19 protein-coding genes are annotated in these 23,704 nt (G+C 34.8%); all 19 read left to right on the top strand.

Annotated features, from left to right (window positions below; genetic code table 11):
• Positions 1-109: 109 nt before the first annotated feature.
• The 19 genes from AC07XU_RS03265 (at position 110) to AC07XU_RS03175 (ending at position 23,704) form a co-directional block, all read left to right on the top strand.
• On the top strand, positions 110-373 hold the full coding sequence (locus tag AC07XU_RS03265) for a DUF4834 family protein (protein ID WP_494942188.1): 264 nt from the start codon (positions 110-112) through the stop codon (positions 371-373).
• Positions 374-518: 145 nt separating this feature from the next.
• Positions 519-3,005 carry a hypothetical protein gene (locus tag AC07XU_RS03260; protein ID WP_494942187.1) on the top strand — a complete coding sequence of 829 codons (2,487 nt, stop codon included), beginning with the start codon at positions 519-521 and terminating at the stop codon, positions 3,003-3,005.
• Between the two features lie 133 nt (positions 3,006-3,138).
• On the top strand, positions 3,139-3,435 hold the full coding sequence (locus AC07XU_RS03255) for a hypothetical protein (protein WP_494942186.1): 297 nt from the start codon (positions 3,139-3,141) through the stop codon (positions 3,433-3,435).
• A gap of 45 nt (positions 3,436-3,480) precedes the next feature.
• Positions 3,481-5,001 (top strand): DUF4394 domain-containing protein, encoded by a 1,521-nt coding sequence (locus tag AC07XU_RS03250; protein WP_494942185.1) that lies wholly within the window; start codon positions 3,481-3,483, stop codon positions 4,999-5,001.
• Positions 5,002-5,658: 657 nt separating this feature from the next.
• Positions 5,659-6,510, top strand: a complete 852-nt coding sequence (locus AC07XU_RS03245; RefSeq protein WP_494942184.1) for a UDP-2,3-diacylglucosamine diphosphatase — start codon at positions 5,659-5,661, stop codon at positions 6,508-6,510.
• Between the two features lie 74 nt (positions 6,511-6,584).
• A complete protein-coding gene (locus AC07XU_RS03240) occupies positions 6,585-7,571 on the top strand; it encodes a glycosyltransferase family protein (protein ID WP_494942183.1) in 987 nt (328 codons plus the stop codon).
• A 204-nt stretch (positions 7,572-7,775) separates the two neighbouring features.
• The gene (locus AC07XU_RS03235) at positions 7,776-8,756 is read left to right on the top strand and encodes a DUF6427 family protein (RefSeq protein ID WP_494942182.1); all 981 of its coding nucleotides are present in this window, start codon (positions 7,776-7,778) and stop codon (positions 8,754-8,756) included.
• Between the two features lie 98 nt (positions 8,757-8,854).
• Positions 8,855-9,604: a type III pantothenate kinase gene (locus AC07XU_RS03230; protein ID WP_494942181.1), complete on the top strand. Its 750-nt coding sequence runs from the start codon at positions 8,855-8,857 to the stop codon at positions 9,602-9,604.
• Positions 9,573-10,904 carry a BamG family beta-barrel-assembly machinery protein gene (gene bamG / locus AC07XU_RS03225; RefSeq protein WP_494942180.1) on the top strand — a complete coding sequence of 444 codons (1,332 nt, stop codon included), beginning with the start codon at positions 9,573-9,575 and terminating at the stop codon, positions 10,902-10,904. Before AC07XU_RS03230 ends, bamG begins: the two co-directional genes overlap by 32 nt.
• Positions 10,904-11,479, top strand: a complete 576-nt coding sequence (locus AC07XU_RS03220) for a hypothetical protein (RefSeq protein ID WP_494942179.1) — start codon at positions 10,904-10,906, stop codon at positions 11,477-11,479. Before bamG ends, AC07XU_RS03220 begins: the two co-directional genes overlap by 1 nt.
• A 128-nt stretch (positions 11,480-11,607) precedes the next feature.
• The gene (locus AC07XU_RS03215) at positions 11,608-13,704 is read left to right on the top strand and encodes a peptidylprolyl isomerase (protein WP_494942178.1); all 2,097 of its coding nucleotides are present in this window, start codon (positions 11,608-11,610) and stop codon (positions 13,702-13,704) included.
• A gap of 322 nt (positions 13,705-14,026) precedes the next feature.
• Positions 14,027-14,542: a DUF2480 family protein gene (locus AC07XU_RS03210; protein ID WP_494942177.1), complete on the top strand. Its 516-nt coding sequence runs from the start codon at positions 14,027-14,029 to the stop codon at positions 14,540-14,542.
• 89 nt (positions 14,543-14,631) lie between these two features.
• Positions 14,632-15,402, top strand: coding sequence for a DUF3108 domain-containing protein (locus tag AC07XU_RS03205; protein ID WP_494942176.1), 771 nt, complete (start codon positions 14,632-14,634; stop codon positions 15,400-15,402).
• Positions 15,403-15,472: 70 nt separating this feature from the next.
• The gene (locus AC07XU_RS03200; RefSeq protein ID WP_494942175.1) at positions 15,473-16,033 is read left to right on the top strand and encodes a DUF3109 family protein; all 561 of its coding nucleotides are present in this window, start codon (positions 15,473-15,475) and stop codon (positions 16,031-16,033) included.
• Positions 16,034-16,133: 100 nt separating this feature from the next.
• Positions 16,134-16,994: a glucose-1-phosphate thymidylyltransferase RfbA gene (rfbA, locus tag AC07XU_RS03195; protein WP_494942174.1), complete on the top strand. Its 861-nt coding sequence runs from the start codon at positions 16,134-16,136 to the stop codon at positions 16,992-16,994.
• A gap of 511 nt (positions 16,995-17,505) precedes the next feature.
• A complete protein-coding gene (gene gmd / locus AC07XU_RS03190) occupies positions 17,506-18,642 on the top strand; it encodes a GDP-mannose 4,6-dehydratase (protein WP_494942173.1) in 1,137 nt (378 codons plus the stop codon).
• 161 nt (positions 18,643-18,803) lie between these two features.
• A complete protein-coding gene (locus AC07XU_RS03185) occupies positions 18,804-21,269 on the top strand; it encodes an SLBB domain-containing protein (RefSeq protein ID WP_494942172.1) in 2,466 nt (821 codons plus the stop codon).
• 61 nt (positions 21,270-21,330) lie between these two features.
• Positions 21,331-22,434, top strand: a complete 1,104-nt coding sequence (locus AC07XU_RS03180; RefSeq protein WP_494942171.1) for a GumC domain-containing protein — start codon at positions 21,331-21,333, stop codon at positions 22,432-22,434.
• Positions 22,427-23,704 carry a nucleotide sugar dehydrogenase gene (locus AC07XU_RS03175; protein ID WP_494942170.1) on the top strand — a complete coding sequence of 426 codons (1,278 nt, stop codon included), beginning with the start codon at positions 22,427-22,429 and terminating at the stop codon, positions 23,702-23,704. Before AC07XU_RS03180 ends, AC07XU_RS03175 begins: the two co-directional genes overlap by 8 nt.

Raw genomic sequence — 23,704 nt, 5'->3', positions numbered from 1 at the left:
GCTTAGTAAAACAATTGACTGTTTTAGATTGTAATTAAAGTGCAATTAATTCTCTCAGAAGTAACAATAAATTAAATCTCTCGTCTATATTTGTGTTAATACAAACGATATGATACTAGTTAAATTTATTATAATTACTATTTTAGTACTGTGGCTTATTCGTGTACTAATTCGATTGATTTTCCCTATGGTGCTTAAAAAAGCATTCAGCAACATGCAAAATCAAGCTGGTGGTAACCAGCAATATCAACAAACTAATCCAAGATCTAAAAAGCCAGAAGGTTCAATTTCTATAGACTATATGCCTAAAAAAGAGAAAAAAGGCAATGCCGATAAATTAGGCGATTTTGTAGATTACGAAGAAGTGAAGTAGTTTTCTGCTAGCAGTTTTCAGTTATCAATTTTCGGTTACCAATCGCCAAACGCTTTTCGCTCAGCGTTGGGTAATAAAAAATAATACTTCTTAATCTGCATCAATTTTCTATTTTTGGGCTTAGTTTAAATTTTAAAATAGCTTAATGAACAATTGGTTTAATAAAAATGGCATTCACTTAGCCATTATTGCAGCATTTTTAGTGATCTGTTTCGTGTATTTCAGTCCTGTTTTGCAAGGTAAAGTGCCTGCGCAAAGCGATGTAATACAGTCTAAAGCAATGCAGACTGAGATTATGAAGTACAAAGATTTAGATGGCAAAGGCCCACTTTGGACTAATCAGATGTTTGGTGGGATGCCGGCTTATCAAATTTGGGTACAATACGCCTACAATGGAGCTACTTATGGTATTGCGCTAATTACAAAAGCACTACCAAATCCCGTTGGTACAGTTTTATTATTATTAATTGGCTCTTATTTTTTGTTTATCGTATTAAAAATAAATCCCTGGCTGGCTGCAGCAGGTGCAATAGCTTTCTCTTTTACTACATACAACTTTGTGCTTATTGCCACAGGCCATGGCAATAAAGCATTGGCAATTGGCTTTTTTGCGCCAATTATAGCCAGTATCATTTTAACATTAAGAGGTAAGCTTATTTTAGGCGCAAGTTTAACAGCCTTGTTTTTGGCTTTAGAGATAAGAGCTAACCACGTACAAATGACCTATTATTTGTTCTTATGTTTATTAATTTTTATCGGAATAGAAGTTTTTCAAGCTTACAAAAACAAAACTTTACCAGCTTTAGGTAAAGCCATTGGTTTTTTAGCTGCGGGAGTAGTATTGGCAATTATGGTAAACGCTAGTTTATTATGGACAACCACAGAATATGCTGCCGAGACTAATAGAGGTAAATCTAACCTAACTAATGCAGAGGGCAAACAAGAAAGCATGACTAAGGATTATGCTTACAACTGGAGCCAAGGTGTTGGAGAGAGTTTTACGTTTCTAATACCAAATTTATATGGTGGAGCAACTAGTATAGATGAATTGGTAAAACCAGAAAGTAACATGTACAAATCACTAGCCGAAGTTACTGGAGGTGATCCACAACAAACTACACAAGCCATACAGCAATTAGCTTCGGGTTTAAATATGCAACAATATTGGGGCGAAAAACCTGGCACATCAGGTGGGTATTATTTCGGAGCAATTGTATGTTTCCTTTTTGTATTTGGCTTATTTATTGTTAAAAGCCGCTTAAAATGGTGGATTTTAGCAACAACCATTTTGTTTATGTTGTTGTCTTATGGTAAAAACTTCCCTTTTGTTTCAGATTTATTCTTTAACTATTTCCCCCTCTATAATAAATTTAGAGCGGTAGAATCTATTTTAGCAGTAGTTGGTTTAATGGTTCCAATTTTAGCTTTCCTAGCGCTTAAAGAAGCACAAGATGGAAATATCGATCAAAAAACGTTAGTTAAAAAATTAACTTGGTCGGCAGGTATTACTGGCGGCTTTGCTTTGTTAGTGGCCTTGGTGCCAACTTTATTTTTCAGTTTCAAAACTTCAAATCATTTAGAAATTGTTCAAGGATTAACCCAAACTACAGGTAATAATGCTGGTTTGGCGCAAAAAATAATGGATGGTTTAATTAAAGACCGTATTAGCATTGCCAGAGCAGATGCATTTCGTTCATTCTTATTTATCGTTATCGGTTTTGGAATTGTATGGGCATTTATCACTAAAAAATTAAACACGCAATTAGCCTTTGGTTTATTGGCTTTAGCTGTTTTAATTGACATGTGGCAAGTAGATCGTCGTTATTTAAACAACGCAAATTTCGAGAGTAAAAATACCTTGGCAAATTATTTCCAACCTCGTGATGTGGATACTTTCATTACAGCAGATACAGATCCAAACTTCAGGGTTTATGATCAAGCGGTAAACACATTCTCAGATGCAAGTACTTCATCATTTCATAAAACCATTGGTGGTTACCATGCCGCAAAGCTGAAAAGATACGATGAGTTGATCCAAAATCAATTCTCGAAAAGTGTAAACCAAGATGTGTTAGATATGCTTAATGCCAAATATTTCATTACACAAGATCCTCAAAACGGTTCTTACAAAATGTCTAGAAATAATACTGCTTTAGGTAACGCATGGTTGGTTAAAGGTGTTCAGTTTGTTAAAAATGCAGACGAAGAAATGAAGGCCATCAGCAGTTTCGACCCTAAACAAGAAGCTATTGTTGATGAGCAATTTAAAAACTTAATTGATACAACCCGTTTAGGGGCTGATCCGTCTGCATTTATCAAGATGGAGAAATATCACCCAGATCATATTGAATACTCTTACAGCGCTCCAAGAGATGTGATTGCAGTTTTCTCAGAAGTTTATTACGATAAGGGCTGGAACATGTATATAGATGGAGAACAAAAGCCTTATTTCAGAGCTGACTATGTTTTAAGAGCAGCACAGTTGGTGGCAGGTAACCACAAAGTTGAGTTTAAATTTGAACCAAAATCATATTACACTGGCGAGAAAATATCTTTGGCTGGTTCGGTTCTTTTGGTATTTTGCTTAGGCTTTGGTTTTTACACAGAAAATAAAAAGAAAAAAGCAGCATAGCTAATTATAAAATCTCCATCAAAAGGTCGGTATCTGTTAAAAGAAACCGACCTTTTTATTTTTTTGAAAAAATTTAAAACCATCAGAAGCAAAATACCGTAAGTGAGATTGTAAACAGATAGCCAATTGCTAAATGAAAAATCTCTACTTTAAAATATTAATCACTTTGGGCCTGCTTTGTTGCTTTTCGGCTAATGTGGTTTTTGCCGCTCCATTAGCGAAAGGCAAAGTATTTGCGAGTGAGAGCAAGCAGACTGGTGATTCAGAAAAAAAGTTGGATGTAGAAGAGAAATCTTTCTCCCTAGATCAGCCAACTGCAAAAGCTAAAATATTTGCTTCATATATCCCGGCAGGTTTAAAACTTTATGTTTTAAAGTTTAGTCTTCCAAATTCATATCAAAGTCTTCCAGACCGTCCTCCTAGAGGATAAGTTTCATTCGAACTTTAATCAATTTTTCACTATAAAATCTTAAGTATGTTAAAAAAGTACAACTTATTAGTTGCAGTACTAGGTATTGCCTTAACCATTTCAATTAGCTCTTGTAGAAAAGACAGGATGCCAATGACACCAGAAGTTCTAGTTCCTGGACCAGATTTAAATTTCTATGCCTTAACAGATGATAACAGATTGTTAATGTTAAATGCAAAAACTCCATCAACAGTTACATCTCAAGTAACAATTTCGGGTTTACAAAGCGGAGAGAACATTTTAGGTATCGATTTTCGTCCATCAACTGGCGAATTATATGCAGTTGGTAGCACAAGCAGAATTTATGTAATTAATCCAAGAACTGGTGCTTCGAGAGCAATTTCTGCAACTCCATTTACACCAGCAATAGCAAGTGGTAGTGTAGCATTTGATTTTAATCCAACTGTTGATAGAATTAGATTGGTAACATCAAGCGGTCAGAATTTACGTTTAAATCCTGAAAACGGAACAGTACAAGTTGTAGATGGCACAATTAAAGGTGTAGCCAATGCAAGTGTAACATCAGCAGCCTACACCATGAACAGAGCTGGTGCAGCAACAACAACTTTGTTTGATATTGATGTGGTAAATAACAAATTACACAGACAAGATCCGCCAAATGATGGTGGCTTAATTGAAGTTGGTTCTTTAGGTTTCGATGTAGATAATACAGGTGGTTTCGATATCAATCCTGATGGAACTGCAGCTTTAGCAGCCATGTCTGTAGCTGGTAAATCATCTTTATTTACTATCGATATAAACACTGGTAAAGCCTCTAAAATTGGAGATTTTGCACAAAACATTACTGGTTTAGCAATTCCTACAGAACCAGTTGCCTATGCAATTTCTACTAACAACGAGTTGTTAATTTTTAACCCAATGGCAACAACACCAACAATTGTTGCAAAGGCAATTACCGGTATTGCAGTTGGAGAAACCATTTTAGGTATCGACATGAGACCATTAAACGGTCAGTTATACGCTTTGGGCAGCACAAGCAGAATTTATACGTTAAACGCATCATCAGGTGCTGCTGTGGTTGTTGGTACTGCTGCAATTAGTCCGTTATTGGTTGGTACATCATTCGGTTTCGATTTTAACCCAACGGTTGATAGAATTAGAATTGTGAGCAATACTGGTCAAAATTTAAGATTTAACCCTGCAGATGGTATCGCAATTACTGATGGTCCTTTAACAACTACTGGTCAAATTTCTGGCGCAGCTTATACCAATAACTTTGCTGGTTCAACTACAACAGTATTATTTGATATCGATTCAACTAACGATTTATTGGTTAGACAAGATCCACCAAATAGTGGCGGTATTGTAAGTGTTGGCGCATTAGGCGTAAATGTAGAAGCTGCAAACGGTTTCGATATTGGTTCTACAAGCAATATGGCTTACGGAATTTTCACTGTTGCAGGTACACAAAGGTTGTATTCTGTTAACTTAACAACTGGTGCAGCAACAGCCGGAGCAACAATTACAACAGCAGCAAGAGGCTTTACCTTAGGTTTAGGTTTTTAAGCTAATTATATAATTATTACAACCGCAGATTGGCTTTAAGCTGGTCTGCGGTTTTTTGTTTAAGCTTTCAATTAAGCATCCAATTTCTCCATCTGGAGGGGTTAGGGCGAGGATTTGATCTATATAAATTGTAGCTAATTATTGGTTGCCTAATCAGAAAAGCCATTTCAGCGCATTTTTTAGCGTTAGTCCTGCTATTCGTTTTATTTCGTCCCAACCTAAAGGTCGGTACTACATGTTCACTACTATCAGGTTTAATTTACAGCAGTTTTTGCAACTATTTAGGGTTGTTTGGCGCCTAAAATAGCAGTACTTCAATTGTTTAATAGCCCGGATTGAAGCGGTATCCCTCGATTTTTCATCGAGGATTTAGCGAAAAGCCGGATTACAGTTTCCATTAACCACTGTCTTTGCGCTTCAATTAAAATCTACAAACTTAAGATTTTCGCTCATGCACTTTAAAATAACGTCCTCTGTATCTATTGCTAATTTTCTTTTAATAACATCAACTTAACATCTTATTAATCTGTTAATTGTAATTTTGACCTATAAATTTAACCAAATGGTAGAATTAGGTATCGGAATTTGTTTAATCGTTATTATCGCTTTCTTTTTTAGTCCGTACGAGTTAACTGTAGGCGAAGAGGAAGATTAAGTATGGCAAAAAGAGAAGTAGAAATTGTAGTTATTTCTGATGTTCACTTGGGCACATATGGTTGCCACGCCAAAGAATTGCTTAAATACTTAAAAAGTATAAAACCCAAAACCATCATTTTAAACGGCGATATTATTGATATTTGGCAATTTAGTAAAAGATATTGGCCCGAAAGTCACATGAAAATTCTGCGCAAAATAATGAAGTTTGTGGCAGAAGGTGTGCAAGTTTATTACCTAACTGGAAATCACGACGAGATGTTACGCAAATTTGCCGACATGCATTTAGGAACTTTTCATCTGCAAAACAAACTTGTTTTAGAACTAAATGGTAAAAAAGCATGGTTTTTTCACGGTGATATTTTTGATGTAACCATGCAGCATTCTAAATGGTTAGCTAAAATGGGTGCAGTTGGTTATGACAGCCTTATTTTAATTAACAGTATGGTAAATTGGTGTTTGGCTTTGTTTGGGAGACAAAAAATGAGTTTTTCTCAAAAAATAAAAGCTAAATTTAAGGATGCTGTAAAATTTATTAATCAATTTGAGCACACTGCGGCAGAATTAGCAATAGAAAAAGGTTATCATTTTGTGGTTTGTGGGCATATTCATCAGCCAGAAATAAGAACAGTTTCAACTACTGATGGGCAGGTGATTTATCTAAATAGTGGCGATTGGGTAGAGAGTTTAACTGCTTTAGAATATGATAATGAGCATTGGCAAATCGTTAAATTTAAACCAAGCGATTACCAAGAAGAAGAAATAGAATCAGGTTTATTATCTGACAGCGAAGATTTGCACAGCAAATTGGATATCAATATTTTATTGCAAAAAATTAAATTAGAAGTAGGCTAAAATCTTTATCATTATGCTAGCTTCATTTCTATTTATGCTATAAAACTGCTTAAAAATATAGATATTAGGACCGGATGAAAATACTATATGCAATTCAGGGTACAGGAAATGGCCATGTGAGCAGAGCGAGAGAAATAGTTCCGCTGTTACAAAAATATGGAGAATTAGATATCCTGATTTCGGGTACGCAGGCAGATGTAAAATTAACTCAAGAAATTAAGTACCAATTGCATGGTTTTAGTTTTGTATTTGGGAAAAAGGGTGGCGTACATCATTACAAAACTTGGAGCAACATGAATTTGCCTCGTTTTAATAAAGATATGAAGTCCATTCCATTGAAAGATTATAACCTGATTATCAATGATTTTGAGCCTGTTACAGCTTGGGCCTGCAAATTACAGGGCTTAGAAAGTGTTTCTTTAAGTCACCAAGCTGCTTTTAAATCTAAAAAAGTTCCTCGTCCACGTACTATTGATTGGGGTAAGCTAATTTTAAGTAAATATGCGCCTACAACCCATCACATTGGTTTTCATTTTGAGCGTTATGATGACTTTATTTACACACCAGTAATTAGAAGCGAGATAAGAAATCTGGTGGTTAGTAATTTGGGTCATTATACCGTTTATTTGCCAGCAGTAGACGACAAATATCTGGTTAAAATATTAAAACAAATCCCTCACATTAGATGGGAAGTTTTCTCTAAACATACCCAAACTAGCTATCAAGATGCAAATGTTTTTGTAGCGCCTATACATAATGAAAAGTTTAACAAGAGTTTAGCCAGTTGCGAGGGTTTGTTTACTGGTGGTGGTTTTGAAGGCCCTGCAGAAGCTTTATTTTTAGGAAAAAAATTATTGGTAGCGCCAATGCGTTTCCAATATGAGCAACAATGTAATGCCTATGCCTTAAAGCTGTTAGGGTTGCCAGTTATTTGGGCTAGTAACAAAAACTGGTTACCTATTTTAAAAGAGTTTGTTGCCAATCCGCAAGAGCATCAATTTAATTTTCCTGATGAAACCGCCATGATTATTGATGGGATGGTTAAAAAATATGCGAGGTAATTTTTTTTGTGCCCCTAGGTTTCTTAGTTGGATTAATAAAAGCCACTTTTGCTTTTTACCATCCAAGATACTTGAGAAATATCTCATGTTGTAAGCTTTGCCTTTGGTATACTAGGTGCCTTTGGTGGTTCAAGAAAAAAATGATCCAGCCTTATTCAAAAAATTATTGCTCAAAATTTCTTTACTTTGTTGCCAATAGCAGGCATGATTAATCTTTTTAGAAATTTAAATCCGGTAAACCTTATTGTATTGGCAGCATATACCATATTCATGCGTATAGCTATTTTCATCAATTTACCAGATCAACTTAATTTTGAGTTTTTAGAGCCATATGCCAAACTACTTATTCAAATTCCTTTAGAAAATTCGTTTTCAGTAACAGTAAATTTATTATTGGCAGCGGTTTTAACTTTTATACAAGCCATTATCTTTAATCGCATTATCAATAACCATGGATTAATGGCAAAGCCGAGCTTTTTACCCGCTTTACTTTATATTACTGGCGCAAGTTTATTTACCCAATTTCTAATTTTAAGTCCACCACTCATCTGTAATTTTTTACTGATATGGATTATGGATAAGTTTTTGAAAATAGGTAAATCGCCAAATGCCATGATGATGATGTTTGATGTAGGAATGATTATCGCCCTTGGCACCTTAATTTACTTCCCCTACATTGTATTTTTAATAATGTTGTGGTTAAGCTTGTTGCTTTATCGCTCATTCAATTGGCGAGAATGGCTTTCTGGTTTAATTGGGTTTTTAACTATCTTTTTTATTATCGCTGTGTTTTACTATTGGAATGATAATATTTCTCAATTCTATAAAATATGGCGTCCGTTGGCCAACAAATTCCCATCTAATCTTAAAATTAATTACAATGATTATTTAGTGCTTATCCCGGTAAGTGTTATTATTGGCTTAGCCACACTACAGCTGCGAGAAAACTTTTTTAGAAGTTTTATAAGCACAAGAAAGGCATTTCAAATGCTATTTTTTATGTTCATTGTTGCTTTAATTAGTTTTTACACCAAGCCAGATTTTAGAGTTTATCATTTTATTTTAAGTGTACCACCCGGTGCTGTTCTTCTAGCTTACTATTTTTCTAATGCCAAAAAGCGTTGGTTTTACGAATCACTTTTCGCTGTATTGGTATTAAGTATTCAGTACTTTTTGTTTGTTTAACCTTTTTTAACAATTTGATACCTTGAAACTTGCTAAAGATTAATAGCTTTGTGCCATAAAGTTTGATGGATTTTTCAGTTAAACTTTTTTAGCGTTAAATGTATAATCTGGTAATTGATATAGGAAATACAAATCATAAATTGGCCGTTTTTAATAACAAAGAAATGGTTCATTATGAGCGAATTACCGAGCTGGATATCGAGAAGGTAACATCGATAATTGAAAAATACGATATTAAAAATGCTACGTTTTCGAGTGTAAATAAGGATAGCAAATATTTGGGCGATTTTTTAGCACAAAAGGTTAACTATATCCCGTTTAGCACCCAAATTAAGGCTGGGATAACCAACAATTATCAATCGTTATCAACGTTAGGCTTAGATAGGTGGGCAAAAGTAATTGCAGCTAAATGCTTGTTTGCTGGTTCCAATTGTTTATTAATTGATGCAGGTACGTGTATTACCTATGATGTTTTAACTGCCGAAAAGGTGTACGCTGGAGGAAGCATTAGTTTAGGTATCCAAATGCGGTTTAAAGCTTTAAACCATTATACAGGCAGATTGCCATTAATAACTTGGGATAAATTAAACGATGAAATACCCAAAGGCAACAATACAGAAAATGCCATTATAAATGGTGTTTTGCAAGGTGTTGTAAATGAAGTTGAAGGTTTTATTGCGGCAGAAAACAATAAAAATTCGGCCCTAAAAATAATAATCACCGGTGGCGATGCAGATTTTTTGAACAAACAATTAAAAAACAGCATCTTTGCCCCCCAAATTATACACGAACCATATTTGGTTTTAAAAGGATTAAATGAAGTCATTACATTATCGCATGTACAATAAATTGAAATATACGTTTGCAGTTTGCTTATTATGCGCAAGCATGCTTACAAACGCTCAAGTTACCACTCAATCTCCGTACTCTAAGTTTGGAGTTGGAAACATCAAAGGGTCGTTATTGCCACAGTTTAGAGCAATGGGCGGTATCTCTACTGCTGTTTACAGACCTGGATACTTTAATAACATCAATATTCAAAACCCAGCTAGTTATGCAGCTATTAGTGCCACTACATTAGACATTGGTTTAACGGGTGTAGTAACCGAATTGAGCAATAGTTCTTTAAGTGAAAACAGCTTTAATGCAAGCTTAAGTCACGTTGCGATGGCATTTCCTCTAACCCGTAAATCTGCTTTAAGTTTTGGTATTTTACCTTATTCTCAATTGGGTTACGATTTTAAGAATACAGTTCAGGTAGGAACTAATTCTGCTAATACTAAAACAGTTGATTACAAATATACTGGAGAAGGTGGTTTAAATAAAGCTTATATCGGTTATGGTGTACAGTTTGGCGATCATTTTAGAGTTGGAGCTAATGTTGAGTATCTTTTTGGTAATTTATCAGAAAGCAGATCTACTGAATATGTGAACGATCCAGGTTCAATCAACTCAAGGTTACAATCTAAAAATAGCGTTGGCGGGGTTAATTTTTCTTACGGGGCGCAATATGATATCCGTTTAAATAACAAAACATCATTGGTTTTTGGTTATTCTGGTTCGGCAAATTCAAAAATCAACTCAGAGAAAAGCAACGTAGTTACTCAGTATAATATTGCTAATGGCGAAGAGCAATCTGCTTTTGATACTTTATCTATCGTAGAAAACAGGCCTACAAATTTGAAATTACCTTTAGTACATAATTTCGGTTTTACCATTCAAAAAGATAACAAATGGTTAGTAGGTGCCGATTATAGAATGGGTAAATGGTCTAATTTAACCATTGATAATGTAAACCAAGGTTTACAAGATACGTATGGCGTTTCTGTTGGTGGTCAATTTACACCAGACATTACTGCTATAAACGGTTATTTTAAAAGAGTAGATTACCGTTTAGGTTTCTCTCACGATAAAACATATATCCAAGTTAATAATCAAGATATTAAACAAACTGCAATCACTTTCGGGTTAGGTTTACCACTTTATTCTATGTCTCCAAGATCATCGGTATATAAAATGAATATAACTGCAGAGTTGGGTAAAAGAGGTACAGTAAGTAATGGTTTGTTGCAAGAAAAATTTGTTAATATACATTTAGCCTTTACGTTAAATGATGGTACTTGGTTCCGCAGGTTTAAGTTCGATTAATGAAAATTTTGGGTATAAAAGCTACATTTTTATCATGCTTGGTGCTATCTGTCTTAACTTTAGCATCTTGCAATGATGATGATTTAAAAAATACCGACACCATTTCTTCAAAAAAAATCACGCTTAGTAAAGATAGATCTATTGATGTAGATGTAATTTACAGTGACTCGGCCTATGTAAAGGCAAAAGGTTTTGCACCTATTTTAGATAAAGTTACACCATCTGTAGGTGCTATCTATAATGAAATGCCAAAGGGAGTTAAAATAGAATTTTTCGATAAGTTCTTAAAAAAAACAGGTACAATTACCTCTAATTATGCCATTCAAAAGCAAACTGAAAAAATCACCATTTTCAGGAAAAATGTAATCGTTGTAAGTGATAACATTACATTTACTACCGAAGAGTTAACTTGGGATGAAAATAAAAGGATGTATTATTCTCCTTATGGCACAGTTACCACTAAAGATGGCGACGTAATAACGGGAACAGAGTTTTTTGCGCCCCAAGATTTTAGTACTTATGAGATTATTGATGCAGCTGGTACAACCTCAATAAAAGGCGATTTAACACAATAATTGAACATTTTTTAGCAAGCTATCTATCTAATTTTCATAGGGGATATCAAATTCAATTTAATGTTTCCATATTAATTGCAAATTTGTATCTTGCGCCCTCTTAAAAAAAATAAAAAATAAGAAATAATATGGGAGTAATGACGTTCATGCGTACCAAGATGGGATATTTTCTAGTAGGAGGTATCGCTGTGGTATTGGCATTATTTGTTTTAGAGCCTTTGCTTACACAAGGTACTGCAATGTATGGTTCTTCACAAAGTAAGGTTGGTTCGGTAGATGGAGAAGATATTGAGTACTCAGAATTTAATCCAAAGGTTGAGCAAAGTTTAGCACAATTTAAGCAACAGTATGGTGGCAATGTAAATGCACAAATGCAAGCTATGGCAATGGATAATGCATGGCAGGCAGAAGTTGGTGCTATCCTTTTAGGTAAAGAATACAACCGCTTAGGCTTAACAATTTCTGATGTAGAGCTTTTCGATTTATTGCAAGGTAAAAATCCTAGTCCGCTAATTGTACAATACTTTGGTAACCAACAAACTGGCGAGGTAGATAGAGCTGCGGTTTTAACTTCATTAAAATCTCAATCAAAAGATCCTAACTTGAAAAAGCAATGGGATATGTTGCAGGCTGAGATCGAAAAACAAGCTTTACAACAAAAATATGCAAACTTGATTCGTAACTCGGTTTACGTAACTTCTGTTGAAGCGAATGATGAATACATCAATCGTAATAAATTGGCAAACTTTAAGTATGTGAATTTGGATTACAGCTCGATATTAGATAAAGACGTTAAACTTACTGACGCCGACTATAAAGAATATTACGAAGCAAATAAAAAACGTTTCGAAAACCCTACAGAAACTAGAAGTTTTGAATATGTAAGTTTCAGCATTAAACCTACAGCAACAGATAGCGCTGCAGTTAAAGGTCAAATTGAAAAATTAGCCGCAGATTTTAAAACTACTCCTAACGACTCGTTATTTGCAGCGAATAACTCAGATGTAAAGGTTCCTTATACTTATATCTCAAAAGGCAAATTAGCTCCAGCAGTAGATTCTGTAATTTTCAACTATCCAGCTGGAAGTTTCTACGGTCCGGTTTTTTCAGATAATTCTTATAAACTAATTAAGGTTATCGCAAATAAATTTTCGCCAGACTCTGTTAAAGCTAGCCATATCCTTTTAGACCCAAGTAAAATTGGTGGCGAGGCAAATGCAATGAAACTAGCAGATTCGTTAAAGAAAGTATTGCAGGGCGGCGGAAGTATGGCTGTTTTAGCTAAAACTTATAGTGTGGATGGATCTAAAGATGCTGGTGGTGATGTAGGTACTTTTGCTCGTGGTGCTATGGTACCAGAGTTTGAGAATGCTGCATTTGATGGTAGCACTGGTGATATTAAAGTTGTTAAATCTCAATTTGGTATCCATATTTTAAAGATTGAAAAACAAATTGGTTCTTCTAAAGTGGCTAAATTAGCTTACATAGAGAAAAACTTATTGCCAAGTACAAAAACTAGAGATGCAGCTTACAAAAAAGCTTCTGCATTTTTAAATGAAGTAAAAGGCGACAATTTTGCTGCTTTAGCACAAAAGAATGGTTATAATGTAGGCGTAGCCGATAAAATTACACCAACTCAAGGCTTTGCTCCTGGTTTAGATAATCCTCGTCCATTAATTAAAGATGCTTATTCAGCTGATAAAGGTGATGTGCTATCTACAGTTTACACGATGGATAATGCATTTGTTGTTGCTCATGTTACTGAAGTGCAGCCAAAAGGTCAATTGGAGTTAGAAGATGTTAAAAAACAAATTCAACCAATGGTAATGAATGCTGTTAAAGCAAAAATGTTAAAAGAGAAATTAGAAAAAGCTTTAAGTGGATCTTCAAACATACAAGCTGTAGCGCAAAAAGTTGGTAAAGCAGTAGCTCCAGTTCAAAACTTGGTGTTTGCAAATCCAATTATTCCAGGTTTAGCACAAGAGAATAAAGTTGTTGGTGCTGTATTTGGTTCTCAAGTTGGTAAGCTATCTAAACCAATTGAAGGCGATAAAGGTGTTTATGTTATTTCTGTTGATGGATTTACAAATCCAGCTCCAATAGGAAATACCTACAAACAAAAAGAAACCATGATATTGGGTGTTACACAACGTTCATTAGGTGCAGCTTTCCAAGCATTGCAAGAGAAAAGCGACATCAAAGATAATAGAGTAAGATTCTATTAATCAAATCAAAAGATAATGAAAAGCCTGTGGATAATAATTCACAGGCTTTTTTTTGCAACTTCGTCATTGCCAGCTCCCGAAGTAAATTCGGGATAAATCTTCTGGCAATCTTAATGCCTTGTAGATTAATTGAGTAATACAACTATTGCATTAGTACTCCCACCTGCGTAGGGATGACACAGATGAGTTTCTTATTTGTTTTTTCATCGTAAAAAGATGGGATAATAATTCTTATAAACCTGAGTGACTGATTCTCCAAAGAATATTTTGTGTAATTTTGTGTTAGTTCTGAATGCTCAGGATTTATTTTGTTTTGCGTAAAATGGATATTCAAGAAAACATTGTTAATAAAGTAGCTAGTAGTGGGTTGGTCACCTTAAATTTGGAAGATTATTTTCATGAAGGAGAGCGATTGGTGTATGATATTAAAGACAATTTATTTCATGGACTGATTTTAAAGGAGCAAGATTTTAGAGCCTTCATTAAAGAGCACAATTTTGAGCAATATGCTGGTAAAAACATCGCTATAACTTGTAGCGCTGATGCCATTGTACCTACATGGGCCTATATGCTTTTGGCAAATAGGATGAAACCATTTGCAAACGAAGTGGTATTTGGTGATTTAGATACTTTAGAGACCGTTTTGTATACCAAGGCACTTGCTAAAATTGACATCCAATCGTTTGCTGGTGAAAGGGTAGTAGTTAAAGGTTGTGCAGATTTAGAGGTGCCTGTATCTGCTTATGTAGAGATTACTGCATTGCTTACTCCAGTTGCTAAAAGCATCATGTACGGAGAGCCTTGCTCTACTGTTCCTATCTTTAAAAGGAAGGACTAACAATTTTGGATTACTTTTTGTTTGCACAATGATATTGTTATTTTGCACTGTTGAAAAATAGCAGGACACACAAAAAGAACCACATACAAATGAAAAAGATAATCCTTTTATTCATACTTGCCTTAAGTAATCTATGGATATTTGCGCAAGAACTTCCCCTTAAAAAAGATGCAGCTTTTCAAGAAGGAGAGGTTTTGCAGTATAAACTCAAATATGGTTTTATCACAGCAGCAGAAGCTACTATAAAAGTACTGGCTAGTGATTTAAAGTTTGATAATAAGCCGACTTATAGATTAACAGTAGATGCACAAACCTCTGGTACTTTCGATGTATTCTATAAAATTAGAGATCATTATGATTCGTATATAGATAAAACAGATCTATTACCTTATTTCTACCAAGAAAACATCAGAGAGGCAAGTTACAGAAGAACAGATAAGGCTAGATTTTATCAAGATAATAAAAAAGTTGTAGCTAACAAAGGCACCTTCACAGCGCCAACTACACAAACCTTTGATTTGGTTTCTGCCTATTATTTTTCAAGAAGCTTAGATATTGCTAAACTTAAAATTGGCGACGAATTTAAGTTAAATTATTTTTTAGGGGATGAAATCTCTCAATTAGAGATTGCCTATGTAGGAAAGGAAACCATTAAGACCAAGCTTGGAACAATTAGATGTTTAAAGTTTAGTCCGTCTATTAAACCTGGGCGTATTTTTAAAAAGGACAGTAAACTGTATCTTTGGATCACCGATGATGGTAATCGGGTGCCTGTAAAAGCTGAGGTAGAGATTTTAGTAGGTTCGGTAACTTTAGAAATTAAATCTGCTGAAGGCCTAAAATATCCGATAGGAAAATAGGTAAAGTTGTAAGTCGTGTTGGTGAAGTTGATCATTCAACCTGACAACTTTACCACCAACAATATTAAAAATGATAGAAGTACAAGGCACTTTGGTGCATGAAGATTTGATAAGCGAAAGCTTTGTTTGCAACCTTAATAAGTGTAAAGGGATTTGTTGTATTGAGGGAGATGCTGGTGCGCCTTTAGATCATGCAGAGACTGCTATTTTAGCAGAAATTTATCCAAAAATAAAACATCTGCTTGCCCCAAAAGGAATTGTAGCTATTGAAGAACAAGGCACCTCGGTAATAGACTTAGATGGCGACCTTACTACACCTTGTGTTGATGGGAATAAAGAATGTGCCTATGTTACTTTCGAAGGTGGTATTACAAAATGCGCTATTGAGAAAGCCTACGAACAAGGCTTGGTAGATTGGAAGAAACCCATATCTTGTCATCTTTATCCAATTAGAATAACCCAATATCCAGAATTTGATGTTTTGAATTATGACAGATGGCATATCTGTAGCGATGCATGTACCTTTGGTAGAGAATTGAAAGTGCCAGTTTACCAGTTCTTAAAAGATCCATTAATTAGAAAGTATGGCGCAGAATGGTATGCAGAGTTAGAAGAAAGTGTGAAGGGTTAAGTTGAGTTAAGAAGGTGTTGAGTTAGGGTTTAAGATGGATCGCTGATAAAATTAATCAGGTAATTAATTATTTAATCAAAAGAAATACAATATTTAAGTTATGAAAGGTATCATTTTAGCAGGTGGAAGCGGAACCCGTTTACATCCTTTAACATTAGCATGCAGTAAACAAATGATGCCGGTTTACGATAAACCGATGATTTACTATCCGTTATCAACTTTAATGTTGGCTGGTATTAAAGAAGTACTCATCATTTCAACACCTCATGATTTACCTAATTTCGAAAAATTATTAGGCGACGGAAGTCAAATTGGATGTAAGTTTAGTTACGCAGTTCAGCATGAACCTAATGGTTTAGCCCAGGCTTTTGTAATTGGAGCAGATTTTATTGGAGATGATAAGGTGGCCTTAGTGTTGGGGGATAATATTTTTCATGGTGATGGTATGGCCAAATTATTACAGGCTAGTTCAGATCCTGATGGAGGAGTGGTTTTTGCCTATCAAGTTTCGGATCCCGAAAGATACGGCGTAGTAGAATTCGACGAAAATAAAAAAGCAATATCTATAGAAGAAAAGCCAATAAAGCCTAAGTCAGATTATGCTGTTCCAGGTTTATATTTTTACGATAATTCTGTTGTAGAAATTGCTAAAAACATTAAACCATCACTACGTGGTGAATATGAAATTACGGATGTAAATAAAGTTTATTTAGAGCAAGGCAAATTAAAAGTTGGTGTTTTGAGTAGAGGAACCGCTTGGTTAGATACAGGTACTTTTACTTCTTTAATGCAAGCTGGCCAATTTGTACAAATTATTGAAGAACGACAAGGCTTAAAAATAGGCTGTATTGAGGAAATAGCTTATCGGATGGGTTTCATTAATGCAGAGCAATTGAAGGCAATTGCAACCCCTCTAGTTAAAAGTGGTTACGGTGAGTATCTCTTAAGAATTATTAAATAATCAATTGATTTAATGTTTTTAATTATTCATTAATTGAAGCGCATTCAGCTGTAATAGTTTGGATGCGCTTTTTTATATTTTGGATTGGTTATCTCTTAAAATGTTTTTGCTCAACTATACATTAACTATACTTCATCCCTACTTGATCTATGCTTCATCTATACTTGAGCTATGGCTTATCTTTTCTGCTGCTGCTATTCTAGAAAATTCTAATTTCTCAGCTTCTGGGGCAAAAATGTATTATGTGCTTTATTAAGAGTCATAATGCTTGGTAGTTAATTTAATTATTTAGCCTAACTAAATTCAAGCCCAATGGTTTAGCCATCGCAATAAAATGTTCATTTTAGTATGGCTGACGTTAAAACAGAAGTTATTTATATTCAGGTCTACTGATTATAGTAATGCATACCTAAATGGTCAAAGGAATTAAAAAAACACTAGATGTAATTTTAATCTCATAAAGGCAAAATTTATTACTTACCTTTGCCAGCTTAAGAAAAATAGTTAATTCATGAAAGTCGCCTTAATAACCGGAGTTACCGGGCAAGATGGAGCTTATTTAGCAGAGTTTTTGTTAAAAAAAGGGTATTTTGTTCATGGCATCAAAAGACGAAGTTCTCTATTCAATACTGATAGAATTGATCATTTATATCAAGATCAACATGAAAATAATGTTCGTTTCAAATTACATTATGGCGATCTAACCGATTCAACCAATTTAATTCGTATTATCCAAGAAACCCAGCCAGACGAAATCTATAATTTAGCGGCGATGAGCCATGTGCAGGTGAGTTTTGAGATGCCAGAATATACGGCAAATGCTGATGGCATTGGTACATTACGTTTATTAGAAGCAGTACGCATATTGGGGTTAATCAAAAAAACAAAAGTCTATCAAGCTTCTACCTCAGAATTATATGGTTTAGTTCAGGCGGTGCCACAAAGTGAAACCACTCCTTTTTATCCGCGTTCACCTTATGCCGTAGCTAAAATTTACGGCTATTGGATTACAGTAAACTACCGTGAAGCATATGGTATGTTTGCGTGCAACGGAATATTGTTCAATCATGAAAGTCCGCTAAGAGGTGAAACCTTTGTTACACGTAAAATTACCCGTGCAGCCTGTAAAATCGCTTTAGGGTTGCAAAATTGTTTATATTTAGGTAACCTATCTGCCCAAAGAGACTGGGGTCATGCTAAAGATTATATTGAAGCCATGTGGCTAATCTTACAACAAGAAAAGCCAGAAGATTTTGTGATTGCTACAGGGGTCACTACTACTGTACGTGATTTTGTAAAAATGAGCTTTGCCGAATTAGGAATTGAAATTGAGTTTTCTGGAAAAGACGAAAATGAGAAAGGCGTAATTATTGGTTTCGATGTTGAGGTTGTTAAGAGGTTAGGATTAGATGAAGCTAAATTATTTTTAGGAACTACAGTGGTTAAAGTTGATCCAAAATATTTTAGACCAACTGAGGTTGATTTATTGCTGGGAGATCCCACAAAATCCAAAACTCAGTTAGGTTGGGAGCCTAAATATAATTTGCCTGGCTTGGTACAAGATATGATGATGGCCGACTTGAAATTGATGAAAAAAGATGAACATTTGAAAAATGGAGGGTTTAATACTTTAAATTATTTCGAATAATAAAATACCCGAAATTCAGTAGTCAGAATTTCAATGTTTTATCTACTTTTGCATACTGTTCATCTACAAGAATTGTAAATAGCTGTTTTTTTTAGCATCATTGAACAATTTTTAAGAAGAGCAACGAGCCTAAATGGTTCGCTTTTGAATGAAAATAACTTATGAAAAACAAAATTCCCTTAATAGTTCTCATTTTTTTATCTGCGATAACCCTTACGATACCAGTTTTAGCGCAAAGCAATTATGCTGATGTTAAAGTAGATCAGTTATCTGATGCGCAAATTTTACAAATGATCAAACAGGCAGAATCTATTGGTTATAGCGAAGCGCAATTGGAGCAAATGGCAGGAGCTAGGGGGATGAAAGCCGAAGAAATCCAAAAATTAAGAGCACGAGTAACCAAACTACGTAGTTCAGGTACAACTTCAACACAAGTAGATACAAAAGGCGCAAATGGTGCAACTGGACGAGAAATGAGCGAAACTACTGATGGAGGATCTGTTACAAATGAGAAACAAGAAACTGATCAAGAAGTGGCACCTAAAATTTTTGGATCAGAATTGTTTCGGAATGGCAACATCACTTTCGAGCCCAATTTAAGGATTGCTACTCCTAAAGGATATGTTATAGGACCTGATGATAAATTGTTAATTGATTTAAATGGAGACAATGAAGCAAATTACAATCTTGGTGTAAATGCAGAAGGTGTAATTACCTTGCCCTATGTTGGCAGAATTTCGGTTGGTGGGTTAACCATTGAAAACGCTACTAGCAAAATTAGAACTGCAATGCAGGGCACTTATCCTGCCCTAAGATCAGGCAGAACAAATCTATCGATCAACTTGGGGAATATCAGGAGCATAAAGGTAACCATTACAGGGCAGGCTGTAAGGACTGGTACCTTTACAATTTCTTCACTTTCTTCTATTTACAATGCTTTAAACTATGCTGGTGGGCCAAATACCAATGGTACCTTCCGTAACATCCAATTGATAAGGAACAATAAGGTGATCAGAACTATTGATGTATATAATTTTTTACTGAAAGGGATCCAACAGGGAGATATTCGTTTACAAGATCAGGACGTGATCAATATTCCTGTTTTTGAAAAACGAGTAGAGATTGATGGAGAAGTAAAACAGGCTGCTTTGTTTGAAATCGTTTCGGGAGAAACCTTAAGTACATTGATCGGTTTTGCCGGAGGATTTACCAGTGAGGCCTATACTTCAAAAATCAAAGCTTTTCAGAAAACAGCCAAAGAAAGACGAATAACAGATATTGATGCGGCAGAATTTGCGAGCTTTGTGCCAGCCAATGGGGATAAATTTATAGTAGAGCAAATCTTGGATCGTTATACCAATCGTGTTGAAATTATTGGAGCGGTATTCAGACCAGGGCAATATGAATTGGAAAGTGGTTTAACCTTAAAAACATTAATTCAGAAAGCAGACGGCATTACCGAAGACGCATTTTTAAACCGTGGTTATATCAACAGATTAAATTCAGACAACACTGCATCACTCATTTCATTTGATGTAGCCAAAATTTTGGCAGGGGCTGAACAGGATATTGTTTTACGTAGAGAAGATAAAATCACCATCAATTCCTTATTTGATTTGCGTGATGAATATAAAGTGAGTGTACAAGGTGCAGTTAGGGCTCCTGGTACTTTTGAGTATGCGGATAACATGACCTTGGAAGCTATTATTCAGTTGGCTGGAGGTTTTAGAGAAGGTGCCAAACCAACCAATATTGATATCGCCAGAAGGGTAAAAAATTCTGATGCCAGATCCTCTTCCGCCATTACTGCTCAGGTTTTCACTATTGGAGTGGATCCAAATTTACAATTGTTAAGCGATAGCAGTTTTGCCTTACAGCCGTTTGATATTATAACGGTGCGCATCGCAGAAGGATATGAGGTTCAAAAACAGATTACCATACAAGGAGAGGTTGTTAATCCAGGTACCTATACCATTATGCGTAAAGATGAAAAAATTTCTGAAATTATCGCTAGAGCCGGTGGTTTAACTTCATCTGCTTATACAGAGGGTGCTTCTTTAAAACGCCCAGGTGCAGAAAGGGTTAATCCTAATGATAAAAATGCAATCAATAACCAAGATGAAGAAAGTAAAAAGATTGCTAATCTGAACCGTGTTCAAGAAACGGGAGCAACTGCCGTAGAGCAGCAGTTGATCGAATCGGATATTGTAGGAATTGATTTGGTAACCATTCTAAAAAAACCAAAATCGAAATATGATCTGATCGTAGAGGAGGGGGATGTAATTCGTATCCCTAGACAACTGCAAACCGTAAAAGTGACTGGAGAAATTTTAAACCCTAATAGCATTGTGTACTTAAGTGGTAAAAGTTTTAGGCAATACATCGATGGCGCGGGTGGTTTTACCAGTTCTGCCTTGAAAAGTAATGCTTATGTGAAATATGCTAATGGTTCTGTGGAATCGGCAGGGAAATTTTTATTCTTTAACAATTACCCAAAGATTAAACCAGGTGCAGAAATTATGGTACCGAAAAAGGCAGTTAGAGAAAAGATGACAGCTCAAAGTTGGATTGGATTGGGCACTGCTGTAGCATCTTTGGGAGCTATAATTGTGAGCTTATTAAGGTAGTAATTATCTCAAAATATTTTATAATAACTCATTAAAAGAATTTAAGAGCAAAAATCTAAATATGACAAAAGATGGTCTAAAAAGAAGCGATCAGGATAGTGACGAAATTTCAATAAAGGAACTGGTATTAAGCTTTCGTAGATGGTGTATTTATCTATATTCAAAAAAATATATAATAATAATTTTTTTAATTGTCGGAGGTTTATTTGGGTATATATATGCAACCATAAATAAGCCAAGTTACATAGCAACTACAACTTTTGTATTAGAAGACGAAAAGGGTAGTGGTGGTGTAGGTAACTTGGCTGGGCTTGCTTCAATTGCGGGAGTTGAAATTGGTGGTGGAGGGGGTATTTTTCAGGGAGATAATATTTTACAGTTATATAGATCACGAAAAATATTGGAACAAACTTTGCTTACTAACATAGATTATTTGGGAAATAAGGAGCTATTAATAGATCGCTTTATCAAAATTAATAATAAAAGGGATCAATGGAAAAATGATGTCAAATTACAAAATATTACGTTCACAAAGTACAGTCCATCTAAACACGAGAGTAATTTAGCAGAAGATAGGTTGAGGGATAGTTTAATTGGAGAATTCGTTGTTGATCTAAATAAAAACTATCTTACTGTAGCCAAACCTGACAAAAAATTGAGCACTATACAAGTTGATGTAAAAGCTAAAGATGAGGTTTTTGCAAAACTTTTTAATGATGAATTAGTTAAAAATGTTAACCAATTTTATATTTCAACAAAAACTAAGAAGACCTTACAAAATGTAATCATTTTGCAACATAAAACTGATTCTGTTAAAGCTGAAATGAACGGAGCGATATATCGTGCGGTTGCAGTTGCTGATGCTACTCCGAATTTAAATTTAACAAGACAGGTACAAAGGGTTGCTCCTGCTCAGAAAGCTCAATTTTCGGCTGAAACTAATAAAGCAATACTTTCTGAGATGTCAAAAAATCTTGAGATATCAAAAATGTCATTGTTAAAAGAAACACCTTTAATTCAAATAATAGATCAACCTATATATCCACTTAAAATTGATAGAATAAATAAATTAAAAGCAATTTTAGTAGGTATTATTATAGGCAGCATCGTAGCTATGCTTATTATTATATTTAACAGAGTTTATAAAAATTTAATCAATGAATAAACAAAAAATAGCAATAATTGGTTTGGGCTATGTAGGCTTGCCCCTAGCTATCGAATTCGCCAAAAAATATACAGTAATTGGTTTTGACATTAGTAAAAACAGAGTAGAGGAGTTAAAGTTAGGTGAAGATAGAACTCAAGAAGCAGACTTAGCTACGTTGGAATCGGTTCAGAATAGAAATGATGGAAAAGGACTGTCATTTTCATCTTTAATCAACGAGATTGAAGAATGTAATATTTATATAGTTACCGTACCTACTCCTATTGATCAATTCAAAGCGCCCGATTTGACGCCTTTGCTAAAGGCATCTGAAATGTTAGGTAAAATTTTAAAAAAGGATGATATTGTTATTTATGAATCAACTGTATACCCTGGTTGTACAGAGGAGGATTGCGTTCCCGTATTGGAAAAATTTTCTGGTTTAAAATATAACCAGGATTTTTATTGCGGATATTCACCAGAAAGAATCAATCCTGGCGATAAAGTAAATACCTTGACTAAAATTAAAAAGGTTACTTCGGGTTCAACTCCAGAAATAGCAGAAGTTGTAGATCAGTTATATGGAAGTATTATTACTGCAGGTACACACAAAGCACCTAGTTTAAAGGTAGCAGAGGCAAGCAAAGCAATTGAGAATGCACAACGTGATGTGAATATTTCATTCGTAAATGAACTGGCTTTGATTTTTGACCGAATTGGTATTGATACTAATGATGTGATTGAAGCTGCAGGTACAAAATGGAATTTTTTAAAATATAAACCTGGTTTAGTTGGGGGGCACTGTATTGGAGTTGATCCATACTATCTAGCGCACAAGGCCGAATCTTTAGGATATCACCCACAGGTTATATTATCTGGTAGAAGAGTAAATGATAACATGGGGATGTTTGTAGCTAATAAGGTAATTAAGTTAATGATTAGCAAAGGACACCTCATTAAGGGTTCCAAAGCTTTGATTTTAGGATTTACTTTCAAAGAAAACTGCCCAGATACTAGAAACACTAGAGTTATTGATATTTACAAAGAATTACAGCAATTTGGCTTAGATATAGATATTTATGATCCTTGGGCTGACGCTAATGAAGTAAAACATGAGTATAATGTTCCAATTATCAATCAATTAAATGCATCTGATTACAGGGCAATTATCGTTGCTGTATCACATGATGAATTTTTAAATATAGATTTTCAAGCCTATAAAGATAAAGGTGCTGTTATTTTTGACACCAAATCGTTTATTGACAGAAATATTGTTGACGGAAGGCTGTAG

The sequence above is a fragment of the Pedobacter sp. GW456-11-11-14-TSB4 genome (assembly GCF_059424425.1).
Note: the sequence above shows the minus strand (reverse complement) of the source record. Positions and strands in the feature narration are given on the sequence as shown.

Coding starts and splice junctions, on each gene's coding strand:
- AC07XU_RS03265 (WP_494942188.1), top strand. CDS start 110: ATGATACTAGTTAAATTTATTATAATTACTATTTTAGTACTGTGGCTT.
- AC07XU_RS03260 (WP_494942187.1), top strand. CDS start 519: ATGAACAATTGGTTTAATAAAAATGGCATTCACTTAGCCATTATTGCA.
- AC07XU_RS03255 (WP_494942186.1), top strand. CDS start 3,139: ATGAAAAATCTCTACTTTAAAATATTAATCACTTTGGGCCTGCTTTGT.
- AC07XU_RS03250 (WP_494942185.1), top strand. CDS start 3,481: ATGTTAAAAAAGTACAACTTATTAGTTGCAGTACTAGGTATTGCCTTA.
- AC07XU_RS03245 (WP_494942184.1), top strand. CDS start 5,659: ATGGCAAAAAGAGAAGTAGAAATTGTAGTTATTTCTGATGTTCACTTG.
- AC07XU_RS03240 (WP_494942183.1), top strand. CDS start 6,585: ATGAAAATACTATATGCAATTCAGGGTACAGGAAATGGCCATGTGAGC.
- AC07XU_RS03235 (WP_494942182.1), top strand. CDS start 7,776: ATGATTAATCTTTTTAGAAATTTAAATCCGGTAAACCTTATTGTATTG.
- AC07XU_RS03230 (WP_494942181.1), top strand. CDS start 8,855: ATGTATAATCTGGTAATTGATATAGGAAATACAAATCATAAATTGGCC.
- bamG (WP_494942180.1), top strand. CDS start 9,573: ATGAAGTCATTACATTATCGCATGTACAATAAATTGAAATATACGTTT.
- AC07XU_RS03220 (WP_494942179.1), top strand. CDS start 10,904: ATGAAAATTTTGGGTATAAAAGCTACATTTTTATCATGCTTGGTGCTA.
- AC07XU_RS03215 (WP_494942178.1), top strand. CDS start 11,608: ATGGGAGTAATGACGTTCATGCGTACCAAGATGGGATATTTTCTAGTA.
- AC07XU_RS03210 (WP_494942177.1), top strand. CDS start 14,027: ATGGATATTCAAGAAAACATTGTTAATAAAGTAGCTAGTAGTGGGTTG.
- AC07XU_RS03205 (WP_494942176.1), top strand. CDS start 14,632: ATGAAAAAGATAATCCTTTTATTCATACTTGCCTTAAGTAATCTATGG.
- AC07XU_RS03200 (WP_494942175.1), top strand. CDS start 15,473: ATGATAGAAGTACAAGGCACTTTGGTGCATGAAGATTTGATAAGCGAA.
- rfbA (WP_494942174.1), top strand. CDS start 16,134: ATGAAAGGTATCATTTTAGCAGGTGGAAGCGGAACCCGTTTACATCCT.
- gmd (WP_494942173.1), top strand. CDS start 17,506: ATGAAAGTCGCCTTAATAACCGGAGTTACCGGGCAAGATGGAGCTTAT.
- AC07XU_RS03185 (WP_494942172.1), top strand. CDS start 18,804: ATGAAAAACAAAATTCCCTTAATAGTTCTCATTTTTTTATCTGCGATA.
- AC07XU_RS03180 (WP_494942171.1), top strand. CDS start 21,331: ATGACAAAAGATGGTCTAAAAAGAAGCGATCAGGATAGTGACGAAATT.
- AC07XU_RS03175 (WP_494942170.1), top strand. CDS start 22,427: ATGAATAAACAAAAAATAGCAATAATTGGTTTGGGCTATGTAGGCTTG.